Here is a 26,615-nt window from a genome sequence, read left to right as displayed (position 1 = left end):
CGCTCCGTGCTCATACGCGCTCCACCGTCCCACCGGAGACCGCGTAGCGCGCGCCGGCCAGGACGTGCGGCACGTCGTCGTCCACGGCCGCGGTCACCAGCACCTGCTCGCCCGGCGCGACCAGCTCTGCCAGCCGCTCGCGGCGGCGCGCGTCCAGCTCCGCGAAGACGTCGTCCAGGACGAGCACCGGCTCGTTGCCCTCCGAGCGCAGCAGGTCGTACGAGGCCAGGCGCAGGGCCAGGGCGTACGACCAGGACTCGCCGTGCGAGGCGTACCCCTTGGCGGGCAGGCGGCCGAGCTTGAGCACCAGGTCGTCGCGGTGCGGGCCGACCAGGGTCACCCCGCGCTCGATCTCCTGCTTGCGGGCCTCGCCGAGCGCGGTCGTCAGCTGTTCGTACAGCTCCTCGCGCGTGTGCGCCTCGCCCGGCGCCGACGGCTTGTACTCCAGCGCGAGCGGGCCGCCGCCGGGGGCCAGCTGCTCGTACGCCTTGTCGGCGAGCGGCTGGAGCGCGCCGATCAGGTCCAGGCGCTGGGCCAGCAGCTCGGCACCCGCGCGCGCGAGGTGCTGGTCCCACACGTCGAGCGTGGACAGATCCATGGAGCGACCGCCGTGCCGCCGTGCCAGCGCGGCCGTCTTCAGCAGGGTGTTGCGCTGCTTGAGCACCCGCTCGTAGTCCGAGCGCACCCCCGCCATGCGCGGCGAGCGCGCGGTGATCAGCTCGTCCAGGAAGCGGCGCCGCTCGCCGGGATCACCCTTGATCAGCGCCAGATCCTCGGGCGCGAACAGCACGGTCCGCACGATCCCGAGCACGTCCCTCGGTCTGACCTGCGAGGACCGGTTGATGCGGGCCCGGTTGGCGCGGCCCGGGTTCAGCTCCAGCTCGACCAGCTGCTGCCGGTCACCCTGCCGCACCTGAGCCCGGACGACCGCCCGGTCGGCGCCCATGCGGACCAGCGGCGCGTCGGAGGAGACGCGGTGGCTGCCCAGGGTGGCCAGATAGCCGACCGCCTCGACCAGATTGGTCTTGCCCTGGCCGTTGGGGCCGACGAAGGCGGTGACGCCCGGGTCGAGGGGAACCTCGGCCCGGGCGTACGAGCGGAAGTCGGCCAGCGAAAGATGCGTGACGTGCATGGTCGTTCGCCGACCTCCCTCAAGGTGTGGAGCGCGGACGCGTCCCCGCGCCCGGTGTCCTGCGGACTACTTCTTCTCTACGGCGTGGCCGCCGAACTGGTTGCGCAGCGCGGCGATCATCTTCATCTGCGGCGAGTCGTCCTGGCGGGACGCGAACCGCGCGAACAGCGAGGCGGTGATCGCGGGCAGCGGCACCGCGTTGTCGATCGCGGCCTCCACCGTCCAGCGTCCCTCACCGGAGTCCTGGGCGTAGCCGCGCAGCTCGTCCAGGTGCTCGTCGTCGTCCAGGGCGTTGACCGCGAGGTCGAGCAGCCAGGAACGGATGACCGTGCCCTCCTGCCAGGAACGGAAGATCTCGCGGACGTTCTCCACGGAGTCGACCTTCTCCAGCAGCTCCCAGCCCTCGGCGTACGCCTGCATCATGGCGTACTCGATGCCGTTGTGGACCATCTTCGCGAAGTGGCCCGCGCCGACCTTGCCCGCGTGCACGGAGCCGAGGTCGCCCTCGGGCTTGAGCGCGTCGAAGACCGGCTGCACCTTGGCCACGTTCTCGGCGTCGCCGCCGTACATGAGCGCGTAGCCGTTCGCCAGGCCGTGGACGCCGCCGGAGACGCCGCAGTCGACGAAACCTATGCCCTTGGCGGCCAGCTGCTCCGCGTGCTTCTCGTCGTCCGTCCAGCGCGAGTTGCCGCCGTCCACGACGACGTCGCCGGGCTCCAGCAGCTCGGCCAGCTCGTCGACCGTGCTCTGGGTGGCCTCGCCCGCCGGGACCATCACCCACACGACGCGCGGCCCGCTGAGCTTGCCCACCAGCTCTTCGAGGCTGTGGACATCCGCGATGTCGGCGTTGCGGTCGTATCCGACGACGGTGTGACCGGCGCGGCGGATGCGCTCGCGCATGTTGCCGCCCATCTTGCCGAGACCGACGAGACCGAGCTCCATCAGTTGGTTCCTTAATTCGCTGTGTGGCAGAGGGGACACCGACGTGCCCGACCCCTGAGCCTAGCCCCGCTTTGACCTGCACAGCTGTGGGCATACCCGCTCAAACGTTCCCACCCGCCGCGCCGCTGCGGGCAGTCGTGCCGCTGGGGCGGCACGGGTGGGCGCAGCGGCACCCGGCCAGCGCCGGTGAGCGCTTCCCGCCCCCGCCGAGCAACAGTGCCGGGCACCCACAGAAGGCACCCGGCACTGTCCACACCTGTGGAGAACGTCAGCCGCTCAACCGCACCGGCATGATGAGGTACTTGTACGCCCCATCAGCCTCGGCATCCACGGCGGGCTTCCCACTCAGCAGCGCGGGCTTGGTGGACGTCGTGAACGACAGCTGAGCCACCGGCGAGTCGATCGCGCTCAACCCGTCCAGCAGGAACGTCGGGTTGAAGGCGATCGAGATGTCGTCACCCTCCAGCGCCGCCTCGACCCGCTCCACAGCCTGTGCGTCGTCGCTGGACCCCGCCTCGAGCGTCAGCACACCCTGCTCGAAGCTCAGCCGCACCGGGGTGTTCCGCTCGGCCACCAGCGCCACACGCTTGACGGCCTCGACGAACGGCGCTGTCTCGATCACGGCGACGGAGTTGAACTCGGTCGGGAAGAGCGTCCGGTACTTCGGCAGGTCGCCCTCCAGCAGACGCGTGGTCGTACGACGACCGGCGCCCTCGAAGCCGATCAGCCCCTCGCCCGCGCCGGAGCCCGACAGCGCCAGCGTGACGCTGTCACCGGCGCCGAGGGACTTGGCGGTGTCCAGCAGCGTCTTGGCGGGCACCAGGGCGACCGCGGAGGCGTCCGGGTTCTCCGGCTTCCACAGGAACTCGCGGACGGCGAAGCGGTAGCGGTCGGTGGAGGCGAGGGTCACGGTGTCGCCCTCGATCTCGATGCGCACACCGGTGAGGACGGGCAGCGTGTCGTCACGCCCGGCGGCGATGGCGACCTGGGACGCGGCGGCCGCGAAGACCTCACCGGGGACGGTGCCGGTGGCGGTCGGCATCTGCGGCAGCGCCGGGTACTCCTCCACGGGCAGCGTGTGGAGGGTGAAGCGGGAGGAGCCGCAGACCACGGTGGCCCGCACCCCGTCGGTGGAGATCTCCACCGGGCGGTTGGGCAGCGCGCGGCAGATGTCGGCCAGCAGGCGGCCGGAGACCAGGACGGTGCCCTCTTCGTCGACCTCGGCCTCGACACCGACCCGGGCGGAGACCTCGTAGTCGAAGCTCGACAGGCTCAGCTGGCCGTCCTCGGCCTTGAGCAGCAGGCCGGCGAGGACAGGCGCCGGCGGACGGGCCGGGAGGCTGCGTGCCGCCCACGCCACTGCCTCCGCGAGTACGTCGCGTTCCACCCGGATCTTCACCGTAAGCCGCCTCCTGCTGTTGCTTCTGAGTCCTCCGACTCGGCGTCGCCGCCCATCACGAGGGGAAGGACGCCGGGGACCAGTCTGACGTACCGCGCTGACATCAGGTGCCGGTCGGGGTCAAGTCGGACCGAGGGGCGGTCGGGCCATCGAGGGCGAGTTGTGCACAGCCCCCGCTTCAAAACGGTTTCCAGGCTCTCTCTAGTTGGGAGTAGTAGTAGGGCCTGTGGATACCGTGGATAACCTCGTTTGCCCAGCTCAGAGCCACAATTTTATCCACCGACCCTGTGCATGGAGCCCGTGGATAACTCGGGGGTTCTGTGGAGAACAGAAAGTTCTGCACACACCGTCCCCAGGGAGGGCCGAGTTCTCCCCAGCTGCGTCCCCAGGTTTACCCACGTTTCCCACAGCCCAACCCGGCAGCTTCGTGTGACGGCTTTCACTCGATGCGGCGATCCGGGCCATGAGGTTGCCGAACAGTGGACAGCCATGTGGAGAAGGGGCCGATCGCTGGGGAAAACCGCCCCCAGCCTGTGGGTTCTCGGTGGACAACCTTTTCCACACCCTGGGAGCCGAGGCGTTTTCCACACCCTGTGGAGAACCTTCGTCCACGAATCCACAGGCCCCTGAGCTGCACGGATGCTCCTTCCCTCGCCGCCCTGTGGACACAGCTTGGGACAACTTCCCAGTCCCCAGGGTGTGGAAGGAAAAAAGTCGCCGAATCTGTGGAGGAAGGCCGTAACCCGGGGGCCAATCGAACACCGGGGGACGGTGAGGCGTCGGGGCGGGGTGGGGCCGGAGGGGTCTCGAGGGGCTGCGAGGGGCCGATTCGGGGGTCGGAAGCGGCTCCGGACGCCTCGGATCGCTTGCTCCGGGCTCGCGCGAGGGCGCTCCACAGGGCTGTGGGCGGCGCGGCGGAGGCGGCGCTGGGCATCACGGGGACGGTCCTCCTGGGCGCGGCCGTGGGCGCTCGTGCGGTGGCTCGGTCCCCTCCGTACAAGCAAGAAGGCCGCCCGTGGGACACGAAAACGCCCCCGGGAATCCCCCAGGGGCGCTCGTGCGGCCGGTCCGCGCCCGAGCGGGCGGGGTCGGCCCTCAGCCGTTCTTGATGCGGTTCGTCAGCTCGGTCACCTGGTTGTAGATCGAGCGCCGCTCGGCCATCAGCGCGCGGATCTTGCGGTCGGCGTGCATGACCGTCGTGTGGTCACGGCCGCCGAACTGCGCGCCGATCTTCGGCAGGGAGAGGTCGGTCAGCTCGCGGCACAGATACATGGCGATCTGCCGGGCGGTGACCAGCGCACGGCCGCGCGAGGTGCCGCACAGGTCGTCCACGGTCAGCCCGAAGTAGTCGGCGGTGGCCGCCATGATGTCCGTGGCCGTGATCTCGGGCGCGGTGTCCTCGCCGCCGGGAATCAGGTCCTTGAGGACGATCTCGGTGAGCCCGAGGTCGACCGGCTGCCGGTTGAGGGAGGCGAACGCCGTCACCCGGATCAGCGCGCCCTCCAGCTCCCGGATGTTCCGCGAGATGCGGGAGGCGATGAACTCCAGTACCTCCGGCGGGGCGTTGAGCTGCTCCTGGACCGCCTTCTTGCGCAGGATCGCGATGCGGGTCTCCAGCTCGGGCGGCTGGACGTCGGTGATCAGGCCCCACTCGAAGCGGTTGCGCAGCCGGTCCTCCAGCGTGACCAGCTGCTTGGGCGGCCGGTCGGAGGACAGCACGATCTGCTTGTTGGCGTTGTGCAGCGTGTTGAAGGTGTGGAAGAACTCCTCCTGCGTCGACTCCTTGTCCGCGAGGAACTGGATGTCGTCCACGAGCAGGATGTCCATCTCGCGGTAGCGCTTGCGGAAGCTGTCGCCCTTGCCGTCGCGGATGGAGTTGATGAACTCGTTGGTGAACTCCTCCGAGCTGACGTAGCGCACGCGCGTGCCCGGGTAGAGGCTGCGCGCGTAGTGCCCGATCGCGTGCAGCAGGTGCGTCTTGCCCAGGCCCGACTCCCCATAGATGAAGAGGGGGTTGTAGGCCTTGGCCGGTGCCTCGGCGACGGCCACCGCGGCCGCGTGCGCGAAGCGGTTGGAGGCGCCGATGACGAACGTGTCGAAGAGGTACTTGGGGTTGAGCCGCGCGGTCGGCTCACCGGGCCCGCCCGCCGACGGCGTCGACGAGGTGCCGGACGAGCCGCCGCGGCCGGTTCCGGCGGCGGGCAGCGTGGGTCCGGGCCGGTGCGCGCCGCCGCCTGACGGAGGCTCGGGCAGCTCGCGGCGGACCGGGTCGCGCTGGTCGTACTCGGTGCGGGACGTCTCGTAGTCGGAGCGCTGCTCGTAACCGGGGCGCTCGCGACCCGCGCGGTACTCGGGCGACGTGCCGTAGGTGTCCCGCCCGGAGCCGCCGTAGGAGTCCTGCGAGGACGGCGAGGCGTACGGGTCGCGCTCGGGGAAGCCGAGGCGGGGCTGCTGCCAGCCGTAGTCGTCCTGTCCGGAGCGCGGCCAGGCGCCCGGCTGCGGGCGCTGGTACTCGGCCGGGTAGGCGGGGCGGACCGTGGGCAGCTGGTCGGCGGCCGGGCGCTCGGCGTGGGAGGCCGGGCCGTCGTCGGGGAGCTGCTGGTCGTCGGCGCGGTGGCGGCCGTAGCCCTCGTACGGCGCGGAGGGCAGCTCCGGCTCCTCGTACCGGGGCCGCTCCGCGCTCTCGTGCGGGGGCTGCGGCTTGGGCGCGGCGGGCGCGGGACGGCTGCTCGCGGAGTCGTCCACGGTGATCGCGGTCCGGATGGGCCGGCCGCACTCCCGGCTGAGGGTCTCGCTGACGACAGGGGCGAGGCGGTCCTCGAAGGCGCGCTTGGCGAATTCGTTCGGCACGGCGAGCAGGGCGGTGTCCGCGACCAGGGCGAGGGGCTGGCAGCGCCGGAGCCAGTGCTCGTCCTTGGCGTCCACACGGTGTCCCGGACCCTCGCCGAGGAGCTGCTCCAGTACGCGTGGCCACACTGCGGCAAGATCGGCAGGTACGTCAGCCACAGGGCACGCTCTCTCGCAGATCCCACGAACGTGTGGTTGTGGGATGGGTCGGGATGAAAATCGGGTGGATGGGCCGGGCATTCCCGCTCGGGCGGGGATAAGGGAACGAATCGGAGTCCAGCCACGGTAGTCAGCGTGGCGGGTAGGGTTCAAGTTGTTGTCCCCAGCCTGTGGACAGTGTCCCTCGGTGGGCGTCGGTTTGACCGGATGGCGTAGCCGCGCGTACCGTAACCAGGTCGAGTTGTCGATGGCTGCTGCCGCCTGCCTCCGATGGGCACAGATCGCTACAGGTGATCGGGAAGCGGTGCACTCGGGCGTGACGCGAGCTACTCGTGGGCGCACGGTGACAGCCAGGACGGCACCCCGCCACCTACCGATTCTTTCTGGAGCCCCCGAGTGAGCAAGCGCACCTTCCAGCCGAACAACCGTCGTCGCGCGAAGACCCACGGCTTCCGCCTGCGGATGCGCACCCGTGCCGGCCGCGCGATTCTCGCGAACCGCCGCAGCAAGGGTCGCGCCGCCCTGTCCGCCTGATCCTGACCAGGTCGTGACGTCGTGCTGCCCACCGACCACCGGCTGAGGCGGCGCGAGGACTTCGCGACCGCGGTACGACGAGGGCGCCGGGCAGGCCGCCCGACCCTCGTCGTCCACTTTCGTAGCGGTGCCACGGACCCGCACGCGCCTGGGGAGAGCGCTCCCCCGACGCGTGCGGGTTTCGTCGTGAGCAAGGCTGTGGGTGGCGCGGTCGTGCGCAACAAAGTCAAGCGCAGACTGCGTCACCTGATGCGTGACCGGGTTGCCCTGTTTCCCCCCGGTAGCCTGGTAGTCGTACGAGCGCTGCCCGGATCGGGCGACGTGGAACACGCACAGCTGGCCCGAGACCTGGATGCCGCCCTTGCGCGGCTACTGGGAGGGGGCGCGCGATGAAGTACCCACTGCTGGCCCTGATCAAGTTGTACCAGTGGACGATCAGTCCGCTGCTGGGGCCGGTATGCAAGTACTACCCGTCGTGCTCTCATTACGGCTACACGGCCATCGACCGGCATGGTGCGATCAAGGGAACGGCCCTGACCGCCTGGCGCATCCTCCGGTGCAATCCGTGGTCGCTGGGCGGTGTGGACCATGTCCCCCCGCGCAAGCGTCCGCGGTGGCACGAAATGCTGCGCGGCGCCTGGCGCGCACGCAGGGGCGGAACCTCCGCCGCCGAACCGGCCACCGAGGCGAAGCTTTCCGAGCCTCCTTCGAGCCCGGCCGCAGAGACCTCGTCCCATGCCCAAGGAGCATGATTAGTGGACACGATTGCCAGCTTCTTCAGCTTCATCACGACACCCGTCTCCTGGGTCATCGTCCAGTTCCACACGGTGTACGGGGCGATCTTCGGTCCTGACACGGGCTGGGCCTGGGGCCTGTCCATCGTGTCCCTGGTGATTCTCATCCGCATCTGCCTGATCCCGCTCTTCGTGAAGCAGATCAAGGCGACGCGCGCGATGCAGACGCTCCAGCCTGAGATGAAGAAGATCCAGGAGCGCTACAAGAACGACAAGCAGCGTCAGTCCGAAGAGATGATGAAGCTGTACAAGGAGTCGGGTACCAACCCGCTCTCCTCGTGCCTTCCCATCCTGGCGCAGTCTCCCTTCTTCTTTGCCCTCTACCACGTGCTCAACGGCATCGCGTCGGGCAAGACCATCGGCGTCATCAACACGTCGCTGCTGGAGAGCGCCCGTAAGGCGCACATCTTCGGTGCCCCGCTCGCGGCGAAGTTCAAGGACAGCGCCGACACCATCGCGGCGATGCACGCCTCGGTCACCGATGTGCGGGTCATCACCGCGATCATGATCGTCCTGATGTCGGCGTCGCAGTTCTACACGCAGCGCCAGCTGATGACCAAGAACGTCGACACCACGGTCAAGACGCCGTTCATGCAGCAGCAGAAGATGCTGATGTACGTCTTCCCGATCATGTTCGCCGTCTTTGGCATCAACTTCCCGGTCGGTGTCCTCGTCTACTGGCTGACCACCAACGTGTGGACCATGGGCCAGCAGATGTACGTCATCCGCAACAATCCGAACCCGGGCTCCAAGGCTCAGGCCGCGTACCTGGAGCGTCTGACCAAGCACGTCACGCACCACGGCAAGATCCGCCGCCGCAGCGAGCGCACGATCGTCAAGGCGATCGTCGCCAAGGGCCGCGACCGCAACGAGGCCGAGCGGAAGTTCATCAACGCGCTGAGCAAGGCTGGTCTGGCCGCTCAGGCCGATGGCTCCGTGATCAAGAGCGAGGCCCAGGCCGTGGCCCAGACCGAGGACGGTACGGCGGCCACCGCCCCCGCCCGGCGCCAGCAGCCTAAGCGGCAGAGCAAGGCCCAGCGTCACCAGTCCGGCACCAAGCAGCCGGACGGCGCCACCGCGACCACCTCGCTGGAGAAGTCCGAGTCCGACGAGCCTCAGGACGCCAAGCCCGCCGCTGCCAAGCAGCCCCAGAAGTCCGGTTCCGGCACCCGCAGCAAGGCCCAGTCCGGGCAGAGCAAGGGTGGCCAGCAGCGGCCCAAGTCCCCGTCCAAGAAGTAAGAAGGAGCTCATCCCGTGACGGAAGGCACCACTACCTCCGCCGCTGCCGAGGGTGCAGACACCCTGACCCGCCTGGAGCAGGAGGGTGAGATCGCCGCGGACTACCTGGAGGGTCTGCTCGACATCGCCGACCTCGACGGCGACATCGACATGGACGTCGAGGCCGACCGTGCCTCCGTTTCGATCATCAGCGACGCCGGTGGCCGCGACCTCCAGAAGCTGGTCGGCCGGGACGGCGAGGTGCTGGAGGCGCTGCAGGAGCTGACGCGCCTGGCCGTGCACCGGGAGACCGGTGACCGCAGCCGGCTGATGCTCGACATCGCGGGCTACCGGGCCAAGAAGCGCGCCGAGCTGGCCGAGCTGGGCGCCAAGGCGGCTGCCGAGGTCAAGAGCTCGGGCGAGCCCGTCAAGCTCAAGCCGATGACCCCCTTCGAGCGCAAGGTCGTGCACGACGCGATCAAGGGTGCGGGACTGCGCAGCGAGTCGGAGGGCGAGGAACCGCAGCGGTTCGTCGTCGTACTGCCCGCCTGATCGGCCCCTGTTCCACCGGCCCCGTCTGTTGCGTCTGAGGCGCAGACGGGGCCGAACTTTGTCAGCCTGTAGTTCTGGTGGCCGGTGCGGGATGCGCCGGCGCTGTACGGAAGGACGGTCCCCGTGACGGAGGCAGCGGAGCTTCCCCCCGCGCCCGAACAGGCGCGGGAAGTATTTGGTGATCGCTTCGACGACGCGGTGCGCTATGCGGAGCTGCTGGCCGAGGCAGGTGTACAGCGCGGTCTGATCGGTCCCCGGGAAGTGCCCCGGCTGTGGGAGCGCCATTTGCTGAACTGCGCGGTGCTCTCCGAGGCCGTTCCCGAGGGGGTGACGGTCTGCGACGTCGGCTCGGGCGCGGGTCTGCCGGGCATCCCGCTGGCCCTGGTGCGGGACGATCTCAACATCACTCTCCTTGAGCCGCTGCTGCGGCGCACCACCTTCCTCACCGAGGTCGTGGAGCTGCTGGGCCTCGACCATGTGACCGTGGTGCGCGGACGAGCCGAGGAGATGCTGGGCAAGGTGCCGCCGGTGCATGTGGTGACGGCGCGTGCCGTGGCCCCGCTGGACCGCCTGGCCGCCTGGGGCATCCCGCTGCTGCGGCCGTACGGCGAGATGCTGGCGCTGAAGGGGGACACCGCCGAGGAGGAGCTGAAGGCGGCGTCCACCGCGCTCGCCAAGCTCGGTGCGGTCTCCACCTCGGTCCTCCACGTGGGCGAGGGCGTAGTGGACCCGCTGTCCACCGTCGTGCGGGTGGAGGTCGGCGAGAGCCCGGGCGGCGTACGGTTCGCGGCCAAGCGGGCCAAGGCGGCACGGACGGGCCGGGCGCGCAGGCGCCGCTGAGCCAGGATGTGGTGGATGGGGTGTGCCCCGGGTTCGGTCCCGGGGCACACCCCATCTGTCGTGTTCGGGCTGCTCCACACAAGCTGCCAAAGCCGGGTGGGTCGGAGTGTCGCGAGGACCCGGTCGCCGTGGCGGAGCATCGTGTTTCACGTGAAACGTCGCTCACTGCTGCACGGCATCATCGGCCGGAGTCATGCTGCGGCCGAACCCCGGGACCGGAAGCCGCTCGGTTCACCCGGAGCGGTGCCGCAGGTGTCCACAGAGGTGGATTTCTCCACAGAAGGCCAGGGCTCACTGGTTCGCGGTACCGAAGGCATGGGAGGCTCTGTTCATTGCGAGCCTGAAGTCGAGGAGAGTGAATCCGTGCGGTCCGACGCCAATATCGCGGGACCGATGACCGATCCGGTCCCCGGTCCCCGAACCGAGTCGATGGGGGCAGATGTTTCACGTGAAACACCGCCCCCGATGGACGACACTCCCATCGGTCGCGCTGCCCAACTAGCTGCGGAGGCCATCAGCCGCGCTGTAGAGGGCCTGCCGAGGCCCGAGCAGACCCGCGTCATCGTGGTGGCCAACCAGAAGGGAGGCGTGGGCAAGACGACGACCACCGTCAACCTTGCCGCTTCCCTGGCACTGCATGGTGGCCGGGTCCTGGTGGTCGACCTCGACCCGCAGGGCAACGCGTCCACAGCACTGGGGATCGACCACCACGCGGAAGTGCCGTCCATCTACGACGTCTTGGTGGAGAGCAGGCCGCTCTCCGAGGTCGTCCAGCCCGTTCCGGACGTCGAGGGTCTGTTCTGCGCCCCGGCCACCATCGATCTCGCCGGTGCCGAGATCGAGTTGGTGTCCCTGGTGGCGCGGGAGAGCCGACTCCAGCGGGCGATCCAGGCGTACGAACAGCCGTTGGACTACATCCTCATCGACTGCCCGCCGTCGCTCGGCCTGCTGACGGTCAATGCGCTCGTCGCCGGCCAGGAAGTCCTCATCCCCATCCAGTGCGAGTACTACGCGCTGGAGGGCCTGGGCCAGCTGCTGCGCAACGTCGATCTGGTGCGGGGTCACCTCAACCCGACGCTGCATGTGTCGACCATCCTGCTGACGATGTACGACGGCCGGACGCGTCTCGCCTCTCAGGTCGCGGAAGAGGTCCGCACCCACTTCGGTGACGAGGTGCTGCGGACGAGCATCCCGCGCTCGGTCCGTATCTCCGAGGCTCCCAGCTATGGGCAGACGGTACTGACCTACGATCCAGGGTCGAGCGGGGCGCTCTCCTACCTCGAGGCGGCCCGGGAAATCGCGCTGAGGGGTGCGGGAGTCGGCTACGACCCGACCCACGCCCACGTCGGCACCCAGAACGACCGGAACATGGTGGAGGGGACGCAGTGAACGAACGACGGAGGGGGCTGGGTCGCGGTCTCGCCGCACTGATCCCCGCTGCCCCGACCGAGAAGACCCTGGCGTCCAGCGCGCTGGGCAGCGGGACGTCCGCATCATCCGCAGCCGCGCCGTTGCTGACGGCCGGTCGGGGAACCGGCGCCGAGGCGCCCACCGTCCCGGCACCGGCCCAGGAGCAGGAGGACTCTCCGGCGAGCCCGGTGGCGGAGCTGCCCGCGCCGCCCATGGGCGCCTACTTCGCGGAGATCCCGCTCGACTCCATCACGCCCAACCCGCGCCAGCCCCGTGAGATCTTCGACGAGGACGCGCTGCGCGAGCTGGTGACCTCCATTCAGGAGGTCGGCCTCCTCCAGCCCGTCGTCGTGCGCGAGCTGGGCGCGGACCGCTATGAGCTGATCATGGGCGAGCGCCGCTGGCGGGCCAGCCGCAAGGCGGGCCTGGAGGCGATCCCGGCGATCGTCCGCGCCACGGAGGACGAGAAGCTCCTCCTGGACGCCCTGCTGGAGAACCTGCACCGTGCGCAGCTCAACCCGATCGAAGAGGCGCACGCCTACGATCAGCTGCTCAAGGACTTCAACTGCACCCATGACCAGCTGGCCGACCGGATCGGGCGCTCCCGCCCGCAGATCTCCAACACGCTCCGTCTGCTGCGTCTGTCGCCGACCGTGCAGAAGCGGGTGGCGGCCGGGGTGCTCTCGGCCGGTCACGCCCGGGCGCTGCTGTCCGTCGAGGACTCCGAGGAGCAGGACCGGCTGGCGCACCGGATCGTGGCCGAGGGGCTGTCGGTGCGTGCGGTGGAAGAGATCGTGACCCTGATGGGCTCGCGGCCGCAGAAGGCCGCGCGCTCCAAGGGGCCGCGTGCCGGGGCCCTGGTGTCCCCCGCGCTGAGTGATCTGGCCACCCGGCTGTCGGACCGCTTCGAGACCCGGGTGAAGGTGGACCTCGGGCAGAAGAAGGGGAAGATCACCGTCGAGTTCGCCTCGGTCGAGGACCTGGAGCGGATCCTCGGCACGCTCGCCCCGGGCGAGGGGCCCCTGCTGTCCACGGGACTCCAGGACGAGGACGGCGACGACGAGGGCCAGGACGCCTGACCCGCGGCGGTCCGACCGACTGCGCTGCTGGAGCGGATCGTGTCCGGTGTGTACCGGAACACGGTCCGCTCTTTGCTTTGAGCCGGTATCGAGGGAATCGCATCGTGGATACGATGCGAACGGGTAGGGCGCAGCGGTCGGTGGATTCGCCGATGGGCTGCTCGGGAGACGGAGCGCTCTGACAGCCGCTCGCGATGCACGTCCGTAGGAAGCGAGGAACAGCCTTCATGGGGCGTCGGCTCGTACCGCTCACGCTGGACAACCTCAAGGATCTTCCCCAGCGCTGTCGCTCCTGCGTGTTCTGGGAGCTGGACCCCGTGAGCGGAGAGGCCGCGGTGAAGGCGGGCACGGCCGCCCGGGAGAAGGAGTCCTGGATCTCCGCCGTTCTCCTCGACTGGGGCTCGTGCGGTCGAACGGTCTACGTGGACGATGTGCCGGTGGGCTTCGTGCTCTACGCACCGCCCGCCTATGTGCCGCGCTCGGCGGCGTTCCCCACCAGCCCGGTCTCGCCGGACGCCGTACAGCTCATCACCGCGTTCGTGCTGCCCGGCTATCAGGGGCAGGGGCTGGGCCGGACGCTGGTCCAGGCGGTCGCCAAGGATCTGCTGAGGCGCGGCTTCAAGGCGATCGAGGCGTTCGGTGACACCCGCTGGAAGGAACCGGCCTGCCTGCTCCCCGTGGACCATCTCCTCGCGGTCGGCTTCAAGACGGTACGGCAGCACCCGCAGCACCCTCGGCTGCGGCTGGAGCTGCGCTCGACACTGTCCTGGAAGGAAGACGTGGAGATGGCCATCGACCGGCTGCTGGGGGCCGTACAGAAGGAACCCGCGCTCCGGCCGCTGTAGCGGAATGCCGAAGGGGCCGGCCCTCATCAGGGTCGGCCCCTTCGTGTTTCACGTGAAACGTCACTCGGCGATGAACTCTTCGAGGTCGCGCACGAGCATGGCCTTCGGCTTGGCACCGACGATCGTCTTGACGACATCGCCACCCTGGTAGACGTTCAGGGTCGGGATGGACATGACGCCGTACTTGGCGGCCGTGTTCGGGTTCTGGTCGATGTTGAGCTTGACGACCTCGATCTTGTCGCCGTACTCGGCGGCGATGGCCTCGAGGGACGGAGCGATCTGGCGGCACGGGCCGCACCACTCGGCCCAGAAGTCCACCAGGACGGGCTTGTCGCTCTTGAGCACGTCCTGCTCGAAGTTGTCGTCGGTCACGCTCTTCAGGTTGCCGGCCACAGCGGGCTCCTTATTTCTGTTCTTACGGTGGGGGCGGGGCGGTCAGACGGCCGCGGTCTTCTCGGGCTCGGCCTGGTCGGTGTCGAGCAGCGCGGCCAGGTAGCGCTCGGCGTCGAGCGCGGAGGCACAGCCGGTGCCGGCCGCGGTGATCGCCTGACGGTAGGTGTGGTCGACCACGTCGCCCGCGGCGAAGACGCCGGGCACGTTGGTCCGGGTGGAGGGAGCGGCGACCTTCAGATAGCCCTCGGCGTCCAGGTCCAGCTGGCCCTTGAACAGCTCGGTACGCGGGTCGTGGCCGATGGCGATGAACAGACCCGTCACGGGCAGCTCCGAGATCTCGCCCGTCTTGAGGTTGCGGAGCTTGAGGCCGGTGAGCTTCTGCTCGCCGAGGATCTCCACGACCTCGCTGTCCCAGGCGAACTTGATCTTCGGGTCGTTGAAGGCGCGCTCCTGCATCGCCTTGGAGGCGCGCAGGGTGTCACGGCGGTGGACGATCGTCACGGACTTGGCGAACCGCGAGAGGAAGGTGGCCTCCTCCATCGCGGTGTCGCCGCCGCCAATCACGGCGATGTCCTGGTCCCGGAAGAAGAAGCCGTCACAGGTGGCACACCAGGAGACGCCACGGCCGGAGAGCGCGTCCTCGTTGGGCAGCGCGAGCTTGCGGTGCTGGGAGCCGGTGGCGACGATGACCGCCTTCGCGCGGTGGACGGTGCCCGAGGTGTCGGTGACGGTCTTGATCTCACCGGTCAGGTCGACGGACACGATGTCGTCCGGGATCAGCTCGGCGCCGAACCGCTCGGCCTGCGCCCGCATGTTGTCCATCAGGTCGGGGCCCATGATGCCGCTGGGGAAGCCCGGGTAGTTCTCCACCTCGGTGGTGTTCATCAGCGCGCCACCGGCGGTGACGGCGCCTTCGAACACCAGAGGCTTCAGGGACGCGCGCGCGGTGTAGAGCGCCGCCGTGTAGCCTGCGGGCCCGGAGCCGATGATGATCACGTTACGGACGTCGCTCACGGCTTGATTCCTCGTCTCTGGTCTGTGTCAGTCGACCGGTGAAAGTCCCTTTCGGGGCTCTCACCCCACCCAACCGATCCTAAGGGCCGCGCATTCCCCCGTTGTCTGGGCACACGGAGGCGGCACGGGATGGCAGCTACTCTCCGGATGACCGCAGGGGAGCGAATGACGCCCGTCGCGGCTCAGTTGCGTGCGAGGGACTGCTTCAGCAGCACGTCGCCGGAGGAGGCGGGCCGGTGCACGATGCAGGAGGCATCCACGACGTAGGCCAGGACGCGCGTGCTGTCCGCGGTGTCGGGGAGCACGACCAGATAGGCCTTCTTCCCGGCGTAGGTACCCGTCTTGGCGGCGAGGACATCGTTGCGTGAGTCCACCGCTTGCCGGACGCAGTAGGGCACGGGGACGGCGGTCTGGATCAGGGTGTTCGCGCTCTGGGTCGGCCCGCTCGGGGAAACCGCCGCGCTCTCCTCGCGAGGCCGCTGGGTGCCCCGCTGAAGCCCCTTCTGCGTGGTGAGGAGACCTTTCACCTGGCTCTGCACACTGGCCCCGGAGAACGTGGTGACGGCCGGAGCGGGCTTGGTGCGGGCCGTGGTGTCGGGGGAGTCGCTGCCGAGTGACTGAAGAAGCAGCGAACCGGCTCCCACCACGGCGGCGGTGAGGACGGCGCCGAGCGCGACGGTCCTGCGGCGGCTGCGGCCACGCTCCTTGCGGCCGGGGCCGGTCGCGGCGGACGAACGCCCGGCGGGACGGTCCGGCACCGATGTTTCACGTGAAACCAGCTTCTCGGTTTCACGTGAAACATGCTGCGAGCCTCCCGCTTCGACGGCCAGGGCGGCGTCGATACGGTCCGCCACGTCCTGTGGCATCGGAGAAGGCTCCGGCACGCTGCCCAGCAGCGCCCGGATCTCCTCCAGGGACGCCTGGACATCGGCACACAGCTCGCAGCTCTCCAGATGCCGACGGAGGTCCGTGCTGCGGGTCGGCGGCAGGATGCCCTCGGTGAGGTCGGCGAGCTCGGTGACGTCCGGATGCCCGGCCGTGTCTGTCGAGGACGTCATGCCCGTCCACCTCCGCCCTTCACGACGGCCGAATCGCTCGGTCCTGTGTCCTGTGAGCCGTCCCCCGGAGAATCTGTCGCAGGTGGGACGGATGCCCCGTGCACCCGGTTCCGTCCTGGCGCGGGTTCTTTCCCCTCGCCCGGGGCATCGGGACGCAGATGGGTGAGCAGCGGAAGAAGTCTGGCGCGGCCCCGGGCGCAGCGGCTCTTCACCGTCCCGGTGGGCACGTCGAGGATGCGTGCGGCCTCGGCCACCGGATAGCCCTGCATGTCCACCAGGACCAGTGCGGCGCGCTGGTCCTTCGGGAGCGTTCCGAGCGCTTGGATGAGCTGCCGGTGCAGGTCGTTCCGCTCGGCCGGGGCAGAGGCGGACTCGTGCGGCTCCAGCAGCTGTTCCAGCCGCTCGGTGTCGTCCACGGGGGCCGTCTTCCGCGAGGCGGTCTTGCGGGCGCGGTCCAGGCAGGCGTTCACCGTGATGCGGTGCAGCCAGGTCGTGACGGCCGACTGCCCCCGGAAGGTGTGCGCGGCCCGGTAGGCCGAGACCAGGGCGTCCTGGACCGCGTCGGCGGCCTCCTCCCGGTCCCCCAGCGTCCGCAGGGCGACGGCCCAGAGCCGGTCCCGATGCCTCCGGACGAGTTCACCGAAGGCATCGGGGTCGCCGTCCACGTGCCGGGCGATCAGGTCCTGGTCGCCCACTTCCTCGTATCCGGCGCCCTGCGCCATCTGCCCCCTCCGGCTCGGACGAGACGTCAGCCCGTGAAACGGACTTCGGTGATGGCCTGCTTGTAGCCCGCGTTCGAGTACGAGGCCGCGTCGTAGCCGGACATCGGCACGGCGGTCAGCCACACGAGGACGTAACGCGTCTTCACCGACTTGCCGGGCTTGACCGTGGCGGTCGTGCCCGAGGTGGTGACGTCGCCGATCCGCTTCATCGAGTCCAGCGACGGCGGGGTCATGGAGTCGGCCGCGTACAGCTCGACCGTGGTGTGGTCGCCGCCGTAGCGGAGCCCGACGCTGGCCGCGTCGAGCTTCTGGTCCGACCCGAGGTCGTACATGATGCCGACGCCGGGCTTGTAGGGAGCGATCGTGGGACCTTCGTTGAAGGACTTGGTCCGCCAGAACGTCGACGTGTCGCCGTCGTAGGTCTTGCTGACGTCACCGGGGTGCTGGGCGTCGCCCTTGGCGACGAACTCCTGCGCTCCCTGGATCTTTATCGGCTTCGGCACCGCCTTGGCCGCGTTCTTGTCGCCGCTGTCCTGCGTCTGGGTGTTGTTGGTGTCCTTCGGCTTGTCACCCTGGCCCATCAACGCGTCCGCCAGCTGCCAGCTGCCGAGACCGAGCGCGGCGATGAGGAGGGCGGAGACCGCCCACTTCAGTGCCTTGCCGGTACGGCTCTGCAGCGGAGGGGGCGGCGGCGCGATCGGCTGGGTGACGCCGGGACCGGCCGCAGGACGCCCGTACGTGCCCTGCTGGTACGTGGTGCGCTGATACTCCGGCGGGGCCGTGAAAGCGGGCTCCGGCGGGCGGATGCGGGGCATCTCGCCGATCGCCTTGACCAGTTCCTCCGGCGTGGTGCACGCGGACTCGTGCCGGGAGGCGGTGGCCCCGTCGTTGACGAGCGCGCGCATCGCCAGCTCGGACAGCCCCCGGTGGACTCCCGCACGCACCTGGTCGGGTGCGACGAGGCCCACGGCCTTGGGCAGCCCGGTGAGGCCGTAGGCGTCGCTCTCGTACGGCCAGCGCTGCGTCAGCGCCGCGTACAGCAGGGCGCCGATCGCCTCGGTGTCCGTGCGCTGCGGGGTGTCGGAGGTGATGCCGCGCAGCGCGGCGTTCACGGCCAGCCCGCGGATGCGCCACTGCCCGGTGGAGGTGCGCAGCACGGCGTTGGGGTTCAGCCGCAGATGGGCGAGGCCGTCACGGTGCGCGGCGGCCATGGCGGACGCGATCTGACTGACCATCTGGTAGGCGTCGTGCGGCTCCAGCGGTCCCGTGGCGAGCAGCGCGGTCAGTTCGGTGGCGTCGGGCAGCCACTCGTGCACGACGTAGACGAGGTCGTTCTCCTCGACCGCGTCGAGGACCTGGACGAACCGGGGATCGCCCAGCAGTGCCGCCGCCCGCGCGGCGGCCAGGACGGCACGGGCGCGAGGGTGCCCGGCCGGGAGGATGTGCACGCCGACGGCGCGACGAAGTTTCTCGTCGACCGCACGCCAGCTGCTGAATCCGTCCAGACGGGTGACGCACTCCTCGAGACGGTAGCGTCTGGCGAGTTTGTGACCGCTGTGCAGTTCCGGGGGTGCGGACTCCGTTCCGGTGGCCTCCGTTCCGCTGGTCCCCTGTGCCTCGTCGCTGTCCGTGTCCAGCTCCGGGTTCTTGGCCGCCCCGTCGGACGTGGACTGGCCCGCCTTCGCGGTCAGCGGCTGCTCGCCGCTGTTGTCTGCCACGTCGACGGCAGCTGTGCTCCGTTCCGCCACCGTCGTCCCTGCCTCCCCATCCGTTGCACGCTGTCCGACGCCGAAACCAATTGTGCCCACAGTCCGCCGCTATGCACGACACGCGGCGGCGGACGATGGTTGTGCGCCTACCCCGCCTCAGCGTCCCAGACGCCCGCGGACCATCCCCACGAGCGAGTTGAGTTCCTCGATCCGCATCCTCCTCGCGGCGACGAAGAAGATCCCAAGCAATACCGCACCACCCACCACGAGCGCCACGAAGGAACCGAACACGCCCTGGCCCAGAGTGTGCCCGATGCCGTAGCAGGCCGCACCGCTGAGGAGGGCCGCCGGCACCGAGGCGATGCCGAGCCGCGCGTAGGTCCGCAGCACCCGGGAGCCGTCCAGATCGCCGCCCAGGCGCTTGCGCAGCCGCCGCCAGGCGACACCGACACCGATGGCGTAGGCGAGGCCGTACGCGGCGGCCATGCCCGCGACCGCCCAGCGGGACGGCAGCAGGACGAAGCAGAGGGCCGAGGCGCCCGCGTTGACCACCGCGACGATGACGGTGTTGTAGAAGGGCGTACGGGTGTCCTCGTACGCGTAGAAGGCGCGCAGGACCACGTACTGCACCGAGTACGGGATCAGGCCGAGGCCGAAGGCCATCAGCATGTAGCCCATGTTGGTGGCCGCGCCGGTGCCCGAGGAGCCGAAGATCAGCGTGCACATCGGGATGCCGAGCGCCAGGAAGCCGAAGGCGATGGGCACGATGGCCACGGCCGTCGTCCGCAGGCCCTGCGAGATGTCGTCGCGGACCGCGCCGGCGTCGCCCTCGACGGCCGAGCGCGAGAGGCGCGGCAGCAGCGCGGCCATCAGGGACACCGTGATGATGGCCTGCGGCAGGCCCCAGATCAGCTGCGCGTTGGCGTAGGCGGCGAAGCCGGTGCCCTTGGCGTCCGAGTCCTCGCCCGCGGCCGTGGAGAGCTGCGTGACGATCATCGCGCCCGCCTGGTTGGCGAGCACGAAGAGGACCGTCCACTTGGCGAGCATCGCGGCCTTGCCCAGGCCGTGGCCCTTCCAGTCGAAGCGCGGGCGGATACGGAAGCCCGTCTCCCGCAGGTAGGGGATCATCGCCAGCGCCTGCACCACGAGACCGAGCAGCACACCGATGCCGAGCAGCCGCTGGCCCTCCGGCGGGATGTTGGAGACGGTCATGTGGGAGTTGGCCGAGGTGCCGTAGACCCAGATGAACGTGCCGAGCGTCACGATGATGACGATGTTGTTCAGCACCGGGGTCCACATCATCGCGCCGAACTTTCCGCGCGCGTTGAGGATCTGACCCATCACCACGTGGATGCCCATGAAGAAGATCGAGGGCAGGAAGTAGCGGGTGAAGGTGACCGCCACGTCGTTGGCCGCCGGGTTGGTCGCGACCGAGTCCGACAGCAGGCGCACCAGGAGCGGGGCGGCGAACAGCGCGGCGCCTGTGAGCACGGCGAGTGCCACCATCACGAGGGTCAGCAGCCGGTTGGCGAAGGCCTCGCCGCCGTCCTCGTCCTCCTTCATGGCCCGCACCAGCTGGGGCACGAAGACGGAGTTCAGGCCGCCGCCGACGGTGAGGATGTAGATCATCGTGGGCAGCTGGTAGGCGACCTGGAAGGAGTCGCCGAGGAAGCCCAGACCCAGCGCGGAGACGATCAGCGCGGAGCGGACGAAGCCGGTGAGGCGGGAGACCATCGTGCCGGCCGCCATGACGGCGCTGGAGCTGAGCAGGCCGCCCTTCTTGGCCGGGGCCGGGGCGGGGGCCGCGGGAGTCTCGGCGGGCCCCGAGGGCCCGGGCACCGGGGCGGGCGGCTGCGTGCGGTTCCCGGGTACGGGAGGCTGCGGGGCGCCCGGACCGGCCTGGCCCGGCGTCGACGGCCCGGAGGCGGTCCGTGCGCCCGTGGCCGCGCCGCCGTGCTGCTGGTCCTTCAGCAGATGTGCGAAGGCGTCCGGCTCGTGGTACTCCTCGCCCGAGTGCGAGACCAGGTCGTCCACCCCCACGAACTGGGTCGTGCGCGGGTTGTCGCCGTACGGCAGATGCTGGGTGGCGTCGCCGTCCGGCTCGGGCGCCGGGGTGTTGGCCCAGACACGGGGGTCGGGCGCGTACGGCGACTGCGAGGGCTGGGCGTACAGCGGCTGCTGCCGCTCGTGGCTGCCCGGCGGGGGCGGCGGGTGCGCGGCGCGGTCGTAGAGCGCCTCGGCGACCGGGTCCTGGGCGGACAGCTCGCGCTCCCGGTAGGGGGCCTGGTCGTAGGCGTCCTGGAGGTACATGTCCGCCGCGGGCTGCGGCGGCACCTGGCCCGGCTCGGGCGAGGTCTCGGGGTGGCCCGAGCCGGCGGCGCCCTGGCCACGGTCACCGTCGTACGGCGCGTTCATGGTTACCCCACCTCATCGTCCCGGGCCACACCGGCCACGACATCGCTCAACGGTCCACTCTCTCACCCGTGCCGGACGGGTCGGCGCTTTCCGGTGCGGTGTCCGGTGCAGGGTCACTCGGCTGGTCCGGCGTGTCCGCCTCGGAGGGGGAATCGGACTCCGCCGTGGGCCGGTCCTCGGGGGTGCCGGGCTGCTCCGGCTCGCCGTCGGTGCTCTCCTCGGCCGCGGCCTCCTGCTCGGCGCGGCGGGCCGCCGCGCGCTTGCGCTGGGTGTACATCCGGAACCCGGCCAGCACCAGCAGGAGCACGCCGCCGCCGATGACGAGCATCACGGTGGGCGTGACCTCGGTGACCTTCACGTCGAAGGTGACGGGGTCGCCGTACTCCTGGCCGTCCTCGGTGTAGAGCTGCGCGAGCACGCCGACGCGGCCGTTGGCGTTGGCGGAGGTGGTGAACTTGACGGACTGGCTGTGGCCGCCGGAGACGTCGACGGGCTGCTCGTAGTACGCCTTGCCGCCGATCTTCAGACGGGTCGGCATGGTCGAGGTGAGCCGCAGATACAGGTGGCCGACGGGCTGCACGAGGTTGTTCTGCACGGTGACCGGGATGGTCGCGCTGCGCCCGGAGAGCTTGGTCTCCGACTTGTCGATCAGCTTGACCTGCTCCGCGAGGTCGTCGAGCCAGCCCTCCACACCGCCCCGGAAGTCGTCCCCGTCGGCGCGGTGGCCCCGCCACGACGTGGACATCCCGCGGTTTATGGCCCGCCCGAACGGCGTGACCACCCGGGACTGGTCCGTGAGGATCACCTGGAAGTTGTCCAGCTTGTCCTGCGTGCGCGCGATCTGCTCGAAGGCCGACTTCGGCAGCTCCTGCTTGCGCAGCGAGGAGGGGTAGGCGGAGGTGGACGGGATGCGCGTGGTGGCGTTCGGGTCGGGCTTGGCCTTGGCCGCCGCGCTCAGTCCCTGTGCCTCGGACCAGGTGCCGCTCTGGAGCGCCGTCAGCGCCGTGGCCATGGCCTGGGCCTGGCTCGCGGTCGGCATCCGCTGCGGAGCGATCACGATGCTGCGCTGCTTGTCCGTCTGCGCGTTCACCTCGAGGCTCTGGGCCAGGAACTCCTGCACGGCGAGCGTGGAGGTGTCCGCCCGGGTCAGATCGCCCTCGAAGACGGTGGACAGCCGGGCGTCGGCCACCACCGCCGTGGTGCCGCCGCCGACCGGCCGGGCGGCCGACGGCGTGTAGGACAGGCCCGAGCTCTCCCGGAGGCTGTCGCTGCGGGCGATCACCCGGTCCGCGCCCGCGGAGGTGGCGACCTTCATGATCGACGGGTCCACGGCGCCCTCGACGGGCCAGGCGAAGTCGGTGCTCGGCGTGACATGGAGCACGGTCTTCACCGTCGTCGCGGCGACGTCGGTCGCGTCCTTGAGGTGGCTGAGCGAGCCGGTGACGCTGGTGCCGGTGTGGGCGAGCGAGGCCAGGTCCGGGTCGCCGAAGGGCAGCGCGACGACCTCCTCGCCGGTGACGGCCTTCTGGAGGTCGGCCAGCCACTGCCGGGCGATCTCCCGGTGCTCGCGGGGACCGGGTGCGGTCGTGTCCCCGGGCGCGTCGATCCGGTAGCCCTTCGCCATGGCCTCCACGGAGGCCAGCAGGTCGGGGTCGATCACCCAGGTGATGTCGAGGTCCTTGCCCAGCTCCACCATCTGCGCGAGACGGCCGCCCGGCGCGATCTCCTTGGCCAGCTCGTCTTCGCGGAAGACCGGCGTCTGCGACTCGCCCGCACCGGTCCGCGCGGTCATGCGGACGGAGGAGATCAGCGGCCACAGGAACGTGGTCCTGGTCGTGGTCTCGGCTTCCGACGGCTGCCAGGGCAGGAAGGTCCGCTCGACGCCGAGCACCTGGTCCCAGGGGCGTGCCGGGGTCTGGCCGGACACGGCCACCCCGAACGTGTAGACGCCGTCGCCCCCGAGGTCGAGCTTGTCCACCGGGACGGAGATGCTGAAGTGCTCGGCGATCCCCGGGATGAGCTTGGGGAACTTCTCCGTGTACTTGCCGCCGACCTCGGTCCCGGTGCCGCCCTGCAGGGAGTGCGGATTCCGGGCGATCGCGTCGACCGCCGAGCGCGTGTTCAGCAGCGGACCCACCCGCACGCCGACATGGGCGCCGGTCACGGTCTGCTTGCCGTTGTTGGTGACGGTGCCGGACACGGTCACCGTGTCGCCGTCCGTCGGCGCGCTGGGGCTGAGCGAGTCCAGTGCGACGGAGACCGAGTCCGACGGCGCGGCCTGCGCGGGCGACGCGGCGGAGAGCTGGAGCAGCCCGGCCACCAGCGGCGCGCCGACGAGCAGTGCCCCGGTGCGCCGGAGCCACCGGCGGGCAGGTGAGGCACTGGTCCCCTGGAAGTCTGCCGCCTCGGCCACGCGCTAACCCGTCTCTCGTCGTCAGTGGTCGTCGGAATGTGCGTCCCCGCATGGTAACGATGCCCGCTGAGGGGAAGTGCCGCGGACCGCTCCCCAAGATCGGGTACGGCGACGGCCTGTCCCCTATATCCACTATCGAGGGCAGCAGTGGCGTACGCCGCAAGAACCGCTCCTTGTGCGGGTATGCCGGACGGCGTCGGCGCCGGTTAAGGAGGCGCGGCCGGTCGGCCGGGCCACGTACCCTTTTCTGTTGTGCCGAACCCCAACGAAGACACTCCCGCTGCCCTGAGCCAGGTGCAGCAGCGCGCGGTGAGCGAGCTGCTGCGGGTGGCTCCCGTCGCCGACGACCTGGCCCGCCGTTTCAAGGAGGCCGGGTACTCGCTCGCCCTGGTGGGCGGCTCGGTCCGTGACGCGCTGCTCGGCCGGCTCGGGAACGACCTGGACTTCACCACCGACGCGCGCCCCGAGGACGTCCTGCGGATCGTCCGGCCCTGGGCGGACGCCGTATGGGAGGTCGGGATCGCGTTCGGCACGGTCGGCGCGCAGAAGGACGCCCGGGTCGGCGACACCGACCGGCGCTTCCAGATCGAGATCACCACCTACCGGTCGGAGGCGTACGACCGCACCTCGCGCAAGCCCGAGGTGTCGTACGGCGACTCCATCGAGGAGGACCTCGTCCGCCGCGACTTCACGGTGAACGCGATGGCCGTCGCGCTGCCGGAGAAGGAGTTCATCGACCCGCACGGCGGCCTGGAGGACCTCGCGGCCCGCGTGCTGCGTACCCCCGGCATGCCCGAGGAGTCGTTCTCGGACGACCCGCTGCGCATGATGCGGGCGGCCAGGTTCGCCGCGCAGCTGGACTTCGAGGTGGACCCCGGTGTGATCACCGCGATGACGGAGATGGCCGGACGCATCGAGATCGTCTCGGCCGAGCGGGTCCGGGACGAGCTGAACAAGCTGATCCTCTCGGCCCACCCGCGCAAGGGCCTGACCCTCCTGGTCGACACGGGCCTCGCCGAGTACGTCCTGCCCGAGCTTCCGGCGCTGCGCCTGGAGCGTGACGAGCACCACCGCCACAAGGACGTCTACGACCACACGCTGATCGTGCTGGAGCAGGCGATCGCGCTGGAGGAGAACGGCCCCGACCTCACGCTGCGGCTGGCCGCCCTGCTGCACGACATCGGCAAGCCGCGCACGCGCCGCTTCGAGAAGGACGGCCGGGTCTCCTTCCACCACCACGAGGTGGTCGGCGCGAAGATGACCAAGAAGCGCATGACGGCCCTGAAGTACTCGAACGAGCTGATCAAGGACGTCTCCCAGCTCGTCGAGCTGCACCTGCGCTTCCATGGCTACGGCACCGGCGAATGGACGGACTCGGCCGTGCGCCGCTACGTCCGTGACGCGGGCCCGCTGCTGGAACGCCTGCACAAGCTGACCCGCTCCGACTGCACCACGCGGAACAAGCGCAGGGCCGCCGCGCTGTCCCGGGCCTACGACGGCCTGGAGGAGCGCATCGCCCAGCTCCAGGAGCAGGAGGAGCTGGACGCGATCCGCCCGGACCTCGACGGCAACCAGATCATGGAGATCCTGGGCGTCGGACCGGGCCCCGTCATCGGCCAGGCGTACAAGTTCCTGTTGGAGCTGCGGCTGGAGAACGGTCCGATGGAGCACGAGGCGGCGGTGGCGTCCCTCAAGGAGTGGTGGGCCGGACAGAACTGAGGCGGGCCACGGCGCCGTGTTTCACGTGAAACGCGGTTCCAAGGCTCAACGCAGGGGCGGTGTTTCACGTGAAACACCGCCCTTCGCGCTGTCCAGACCCCAGGGGGCGCGGTACATCGTCACGGCGACCGCGCCGTAGAGGCAGGCGACGATGACCACGAGTGCCGGGGAGCGTCCGTCCGCTGGGAGGATCAGGGCCGCGACCGCGGCGGCTCCGACGAAGGCGATGTTGAAGAGGACGTCGTAGACCGAGAAGACCCGGCCCCGGAAGCCGTCCTCGATGGACGCCTGCACGATCGTGTCCGTGGCGATCTTGGCGCCCTGGGTGGTCAGGCCCAGCACGAAGGCCGCGATCATCAGCGGGACGGCGGCGAAAGGGAGACCGAGCGACGGCTCCAGCACCGCGGCGCCGCCCGCGCACACCGCGATCCAGCGTCCCGGGCCGAGCCGTCCCGCCGCCCAGGGAGTGATCACGGCCGCCGCGAAGAAACCCGCGCCCGACAGCGCCAGCGCCAGTCCGAGCAGGCCGAGGCCCTCCCGTGGGGTCGCGCCGAGGCCGTACCGGCACAGCATGAGCAGCAGGACGAGCAGCGCGCCGTAGCAGAAGCGCATCAGGGTCATCGACGTGAGCGCCCAGGCCGCGTCCCGGCGGGCTGGAGCGGAGAGGTACCGGACGGCCGCGAACAGGTCGCGCACGGTGTCCGCGAGCGCCGCGCGCAGCCGGGGGTGGACCGGCGCCCGGTCGGGGCCGAGCCGGTCGGGCGCCAGGCTCAGGGCGGTGAGTCCCGCGCCGAGATAGAGGACCGCGCCCGTCAGGACGACGGTGGCGTCGGAGTCCGGCCCCGCCAGACGGATGACGAAGGCGAGTCCGCCGCCCGCCGTCGCGGCGAGCGTCCCGGCGGTCGGGGAGAGCGAGTTGGCCAGCACCAGACGGTCGGCGTCCACCACGCGCGGCAGCGCGGCGGACAGGCCCGCGAGGACGAACCGGTTCACGGCCGTGACGCACAGCGCCGAGGCGTAGAAGAGCCAGCTGGGCGCCTGAGTGACCATCAGCACGGCGGTGGCGGCGGCCAGAAGAGCGCGCAACGCGTTGCCGTACACGAACACCTGGCGGCGTCGCCAGCGGTCCAGCAGGACCCCGGCGAAGGGCCCGACCAGGGAGTACGGGAGCAGCAGCACCGCCATCGCCGAGGCGATCGCCGCGGCCGAGGTCTGCCGTTCGGGCGAGAAGACGACGTAGGTGGCGAGGGCGACCTGGTAGACACCGTCGGCGCCCTGGGAGAGCAGCCGGATACCGAGCAGGCGCCGGAAGTCCCGGACCCGCAGCAACCGGTGCAGATCGTGGGCGACGGGCATGGGGGACAGCCTCACATATGCGGAAGGTCCCCGGGAGACGACCCCGGGGACCTTCCTCGCCCTGG

22 protein-coding genes are annotated in these 26,615 nt (G+C 70.1%); 10 read left to right on the top strand and 12 right to left on the bottom strand.

Going from position 1 to position 26,615, the window contains the following annotated elements:
- Positions 1-10 precede the first annotated feature (10 nt).
- The 4 genes from recF to dnaA form a co-directional block, all read right to left on the bottom strand.
- A complete protein-coding gene (recF, locus tag B079_RS0120100; protein ID WP_018547632.1) occupies positions 11-1,132 on the bottom strand; it encodes a DNA replication/repair protein RecF in 1,122 nt (373 codons plus the stop codon).
- A gap of 66 nt (positions 1,133-1,198) precedes the next feature.
- Complete coding sequence (gene gnd / locus B079_RS0120095) at positions 1,199-2,074, bottom strand: phosphogluconate dehydrogenase (NAD(+)-dependent, decarboxylating) (RefSeq protein ID WP_018547631.1); 876 nt, start codon at positions 2,072-2,074, stop codon at positions 1,199-1,201.
- Positions 2,075-2,342: 268 nt separating this feature from the next.
- Positions 2,343-3,473, bottom strand: coding sequence for a DNA polymerase III subunit beta (gene dnaN, locus B079_RS0120090; RefSeq protein ID WP_018547630.1), 1,131 nt, complete (start codon positions 3,471-3,473; stop codon positions 2,343-2,345).
- Between the two features lie 1,095 nt (positions 3,474-4,568).
- Entirely contained in the window at positions 4,569-6,479 is a 1,911-nt protein-coding gene (dnaA, locus tag B079_RS0120085) for a chromosomal replication initiator protein DnaA (RefSeq protein ID WP_086022398.1), read from the bottom strand.
- Between the two features lie 396 nt (positions 6,480-6,875).
- Here dnaA and rpmH point away from each other — a divergent pair, with 396 nt between their 5' ends.
- From rpmH to B079_RS0120050, 9 genes are all read left to right on the top strand, one after another.
- Positions 6,876-7,013 carry a 50S ribosomal protein L34 gene (rpmH, locus tag B079_RS0120080; protein ID WP_018547628.1) on the top strand — a complete coding sequence of 46 codons (138 nt, stop codon included), beginning with the start codon at positions 6,876-6,878 and terminating at the stop codon, positions 7,011-7,013.
- A 21-nt stretch (positions 7,014-7,034) separates the two neighbouring features.
- Positions 7,035-7,406 carry a ribonuclease P protein component gene (gene rnpA / locus B079_RS34095; RefSeq protein WP_078496018.1) on the top strand — a complete coding sequence of 124 codons (372 nt, stop codon included), beginning with the start codon at positions 7,035-7,037 and terminating at the stop codon, positions 7,404-7,406.
- Positions 7,403-7,765: a membrane protein insertion efficiency factor YidD gene (gene yidD / locus B079_RS34090; protein WP_078496017.1), complete on the top strand. Its 363-nt coding sequence runs from the start codon at positions 7,403-7,405 to the stop codon at positions 7,763-7,765. Before rnpA ends, yidD begins: the two co-directional genes overlap by 4 nt.
- A 3-nt stretch (positions 7,766-7,768) precedes the next feature.
- Positions 7,769-9,046 carry a membrane protein insertase YidC gene (yidC, locus tag B079_RS0120075; RefSeq protein ID WP_018547627.1) on the top strand — a complete coding sequence of 426 codons (1,278 nt, stop codon included), beginning with the start codon at positions 7,769-7,771 and terminating at the stop codon, positions 9,044-9,046.
- Between the two features lie 15 nt (positions 9,047-9,061).
- The gene (locus tag B079_RS0120070; protein WP_018547626.1) at positions 9,062-9,577 is read left to right on the top strand and encodes a protein jag; all 516 of its coding nucleotides are present in this window, start codon (positions 9,062-9,064) and stop codon (positions 9,575-9,577) included.
- 123 nt (positions 9,578-9,700) lie between these two features.
- On the top strand, positions 9,701-10,417 hold the full coding sequence (gene rsmG, locus B079_RS0120065) for a 16S rRNA (guanine(527)-N(7))-methyltransferase RsmG (RefSeq protein WP_026248876.1): 717 nt from the start codon (positions 9,701-9,703) through the stop codon (positions 10,415-10,417).
- A gap of 315 nt (positions 10,418-10,732) precedes the next feature.
- Positions 10,733-11,806: a ParA family protein gene (locus tag B079_RS0120060; RefSeq protein ID WP_078496016.1), complete on the top strand. Its 1,074-nt coding sequence runs from the start codon at positions 10,733-10,735 to the stop codon at positions 11,804-11,806.
- Positions 11,803-12,906, top strand: coding sequence for a ParB/RepB/Spo0J family partition protein (locus B079_RS0120055; protein WP_026248875.1), 1,104 nt, complete (start codon positions 11,803-11,805; stop codon positions 12,904-12,906). The genes B079_RS0120060 and B079_RS0120055 overlap by 4 nt, the downstream gene beginning before the upstream one ends.
- 227 nt (positions 12,907-13,133) lie before the next feature.
- Entirely contained in the window at positions 13,134-13,751 is a 618-nt protein-coding gene (locus B079_RS0120050; protein ID WP_018547622.1) for a GNAT family N-acetyltransferase, read from the top strand.
- A 60-nt stretch (positions 13,752-13,811) separates the two neighbouring features.
- Here the strand turns inward: B079_RS0120050 and trxA are convergent, their stop codons facing one another.
- The 7 genes from trxA to B079_RS0120015 form a co-directional block, all read right to left on the bottom strand.
- Complete coding sequence (gene trxA, locus B079_RS0120045; RefSeq protein ID WP_018547621.1) at positions 13,812-14,144, bottom strand: thioredoxin; 333 nt, start codon at positions 14,142-14,144, stop codon at positions 13,812-13,814.
- A gap of 42 nt (positions 14,145-14,186) precedes the next feature.
- A complete protein-coding gene (gene trxB, locus B079_RS0120040; protein WP_018547620.1) occupies positions 14,187-15,158 on the bottom strand; it encodes a thioredoxin-disulfide reductase in 972 nt (323 codons plus the stop codon).
- Positions 15,159-15,340: 182 nt separating this feature from the next.
- The gene (locus B079_RS0120035) at positions 15,341-16,216 is read right to left on the bottom strand and encodes an anti-sigma factor family protein (protein WP_018547619.1); all 876 of its coding nucleotides are present in this window, start codon (positions 16,214-16,216) and stop codon (positions 15,341-15,343) included.
- The gene (gene sigM, locus B079_RS0120030; protein ID WP_018547618.1) at positions 16,213-16,938 is read right to left on the bottom strand and encodes an RNA polymerase sigma factor SigM; all 726 of its coding nucleotides are present in this window, start codon (positions 16,936-16,938) and stop codon (positions 16,213-16,215) included. Before sigM ends, B079_RS0120035 begins: the two co-directional genes overlap by 4 nt.
- A gap of 26 nt (positions 16,939-16,964) precedes the next feature.
- On the bottom strand, positions 16,965-18,686 hold the full coding sequence (locus tag B079_RS0120025; RefSeq protein WP_026248874.1) for a protein kinase family protein: 1,722 nt from the start codon (positions 18,684-18,686) through the stop codon (positions 16,965-16,967).
- A gap of 117 nt (positions 18,687-18,803) precedes the next feature.
- A complete protein-coding gene (gene murJ, locus B079_RS0120020) occupies positions 18,804-21,062 on the bottom strand; it encodes a murein biosynthesis integral membrane protein MurJ (RefSeq protein ID WP_018547616.1) in 2,259 nt (752 codons plus the stop codon).
- A 46-nt stretch (positions 21,063-21,108) separates the two neighbouring features.
- Complete coding sequence (locus tag B079_RS0120015) at positions 21,109-23,475, bottom strand: DUF6049 family protein (RefSeq protein ID WP_018547615.1); 2,367 nt, start codon at positions 23,473-23,475, stop codon at positions 21,109-21,111.
- Positions 23,476-23,727: 252 nt separating this feature from the next.
- Here B079_RS0120015 and B079_RS0120010 point away from each other — a divergent pair, with 252 nt between their 5' ends.
- Entirely contained in the window at positions 23,728-25,194 is a 1,467-nt protein-coding gene (locus tag B079_RS0120010) for a CCA tRNA nucleotidyltransferase (protein WP_037801714.1), read from the top strand.
- A gap of 45 nt (positions 25,195-25,239) precedes the next feature.
- Here the strand turns inward: B079_RS0120010 and B079_RS0120005 are convergent, their stop codons facing one another.
- Entirely contained in the window at positions 25,240-26,550 is a 1,311-nt protein-coding gene (locus B079_RS0120005) for an MFS transporter (protein ID WP_018547613.1), read from the bottom strand.
- Positions 26,551-26,615: the final 65 nt, after the last annotated feature.

Origin of the sequence: Streptomyces sp. LaPpAH-108 (genome assembly GCF_000373625.1) — a bacterium.
In the GTDB taxonomy this organism is placed as follows: domain Bacteria; phylum Actinomycetota; class Actinomycetes; order Streptomycetales; family Streptomycetaceae; genus Streptomyces.
The sequence above is the reverse complement of the archived record's forward strand: the minus strand, read 5'-3'. Positions and strand labels throughout refer to the sequence as shown.

Excerpts from the sequence above, each read along its gene's own strand:
- recF (WP_018547632.1), bottom strand. The coding sequence starts at position 1,132 with ATGCACGTCACGCATCTTTCGCTGGCCGACTTCCGCTCGTACGCCCGG.
- gnd (WP_018547631.1), bottom strand. The coding sequence starts at position 2,074 with ATGGAGCTCGGTCTCGTCGGTCTCGGCAAGATGGGCGGCAACATGCGC.
- yidD (WP_078496017.1), top strand. The coding sequence starts at position 7,403 with ATGAAGTACCCACTGCTGGCCCTGATCAAGTTGTACCAGTGGACGATC.
- B079_RS0120060 (WP_078496016.1), top strand. The coding sequence starts at position 10,733 with ATGGGAGGCTCTGTTCATTGCGAGCCTGAAGTCGAGGAGAGTGAATCC.
- B079_RS0120050 (WP_018547622.1), top strand. The coding sequence starts at position 13,134 with ATGGGGCGTCGGCTCGTACCGCTCACGCTGGACAACCTCAAGGATCTT.
- B079_RS0120035 (WP_018547619.1), bottom strand. The coding sequence starts at position 16,216 with ATGACGTCCTCGACAGACACGGCCGGGCATCCGGACGTCACCGAGCTC.
- sigM (WP_018547618.1), bottom strand. The coding sequence starts at position 16,938 with ATGGCGCAGGGCGCCGGATACGAGGAAGTGGGCGACCAGGACCTGATC.
- murJ (WP_018547616.1), bottom strand. The coding sequence starts at position 21,062 with ATGAACGCGCCGTACGACGGTGACCGTGGCCAGGGCGCCGCCGGCTCG.
- B079_RS0120005 (WP_018547613.1), bottom strand. The coding sequence starts at position 26,550 with ATGCCCGTCGCCCACGATCTGCACCGGTTGCTGCGGGTCCGGGACTTC.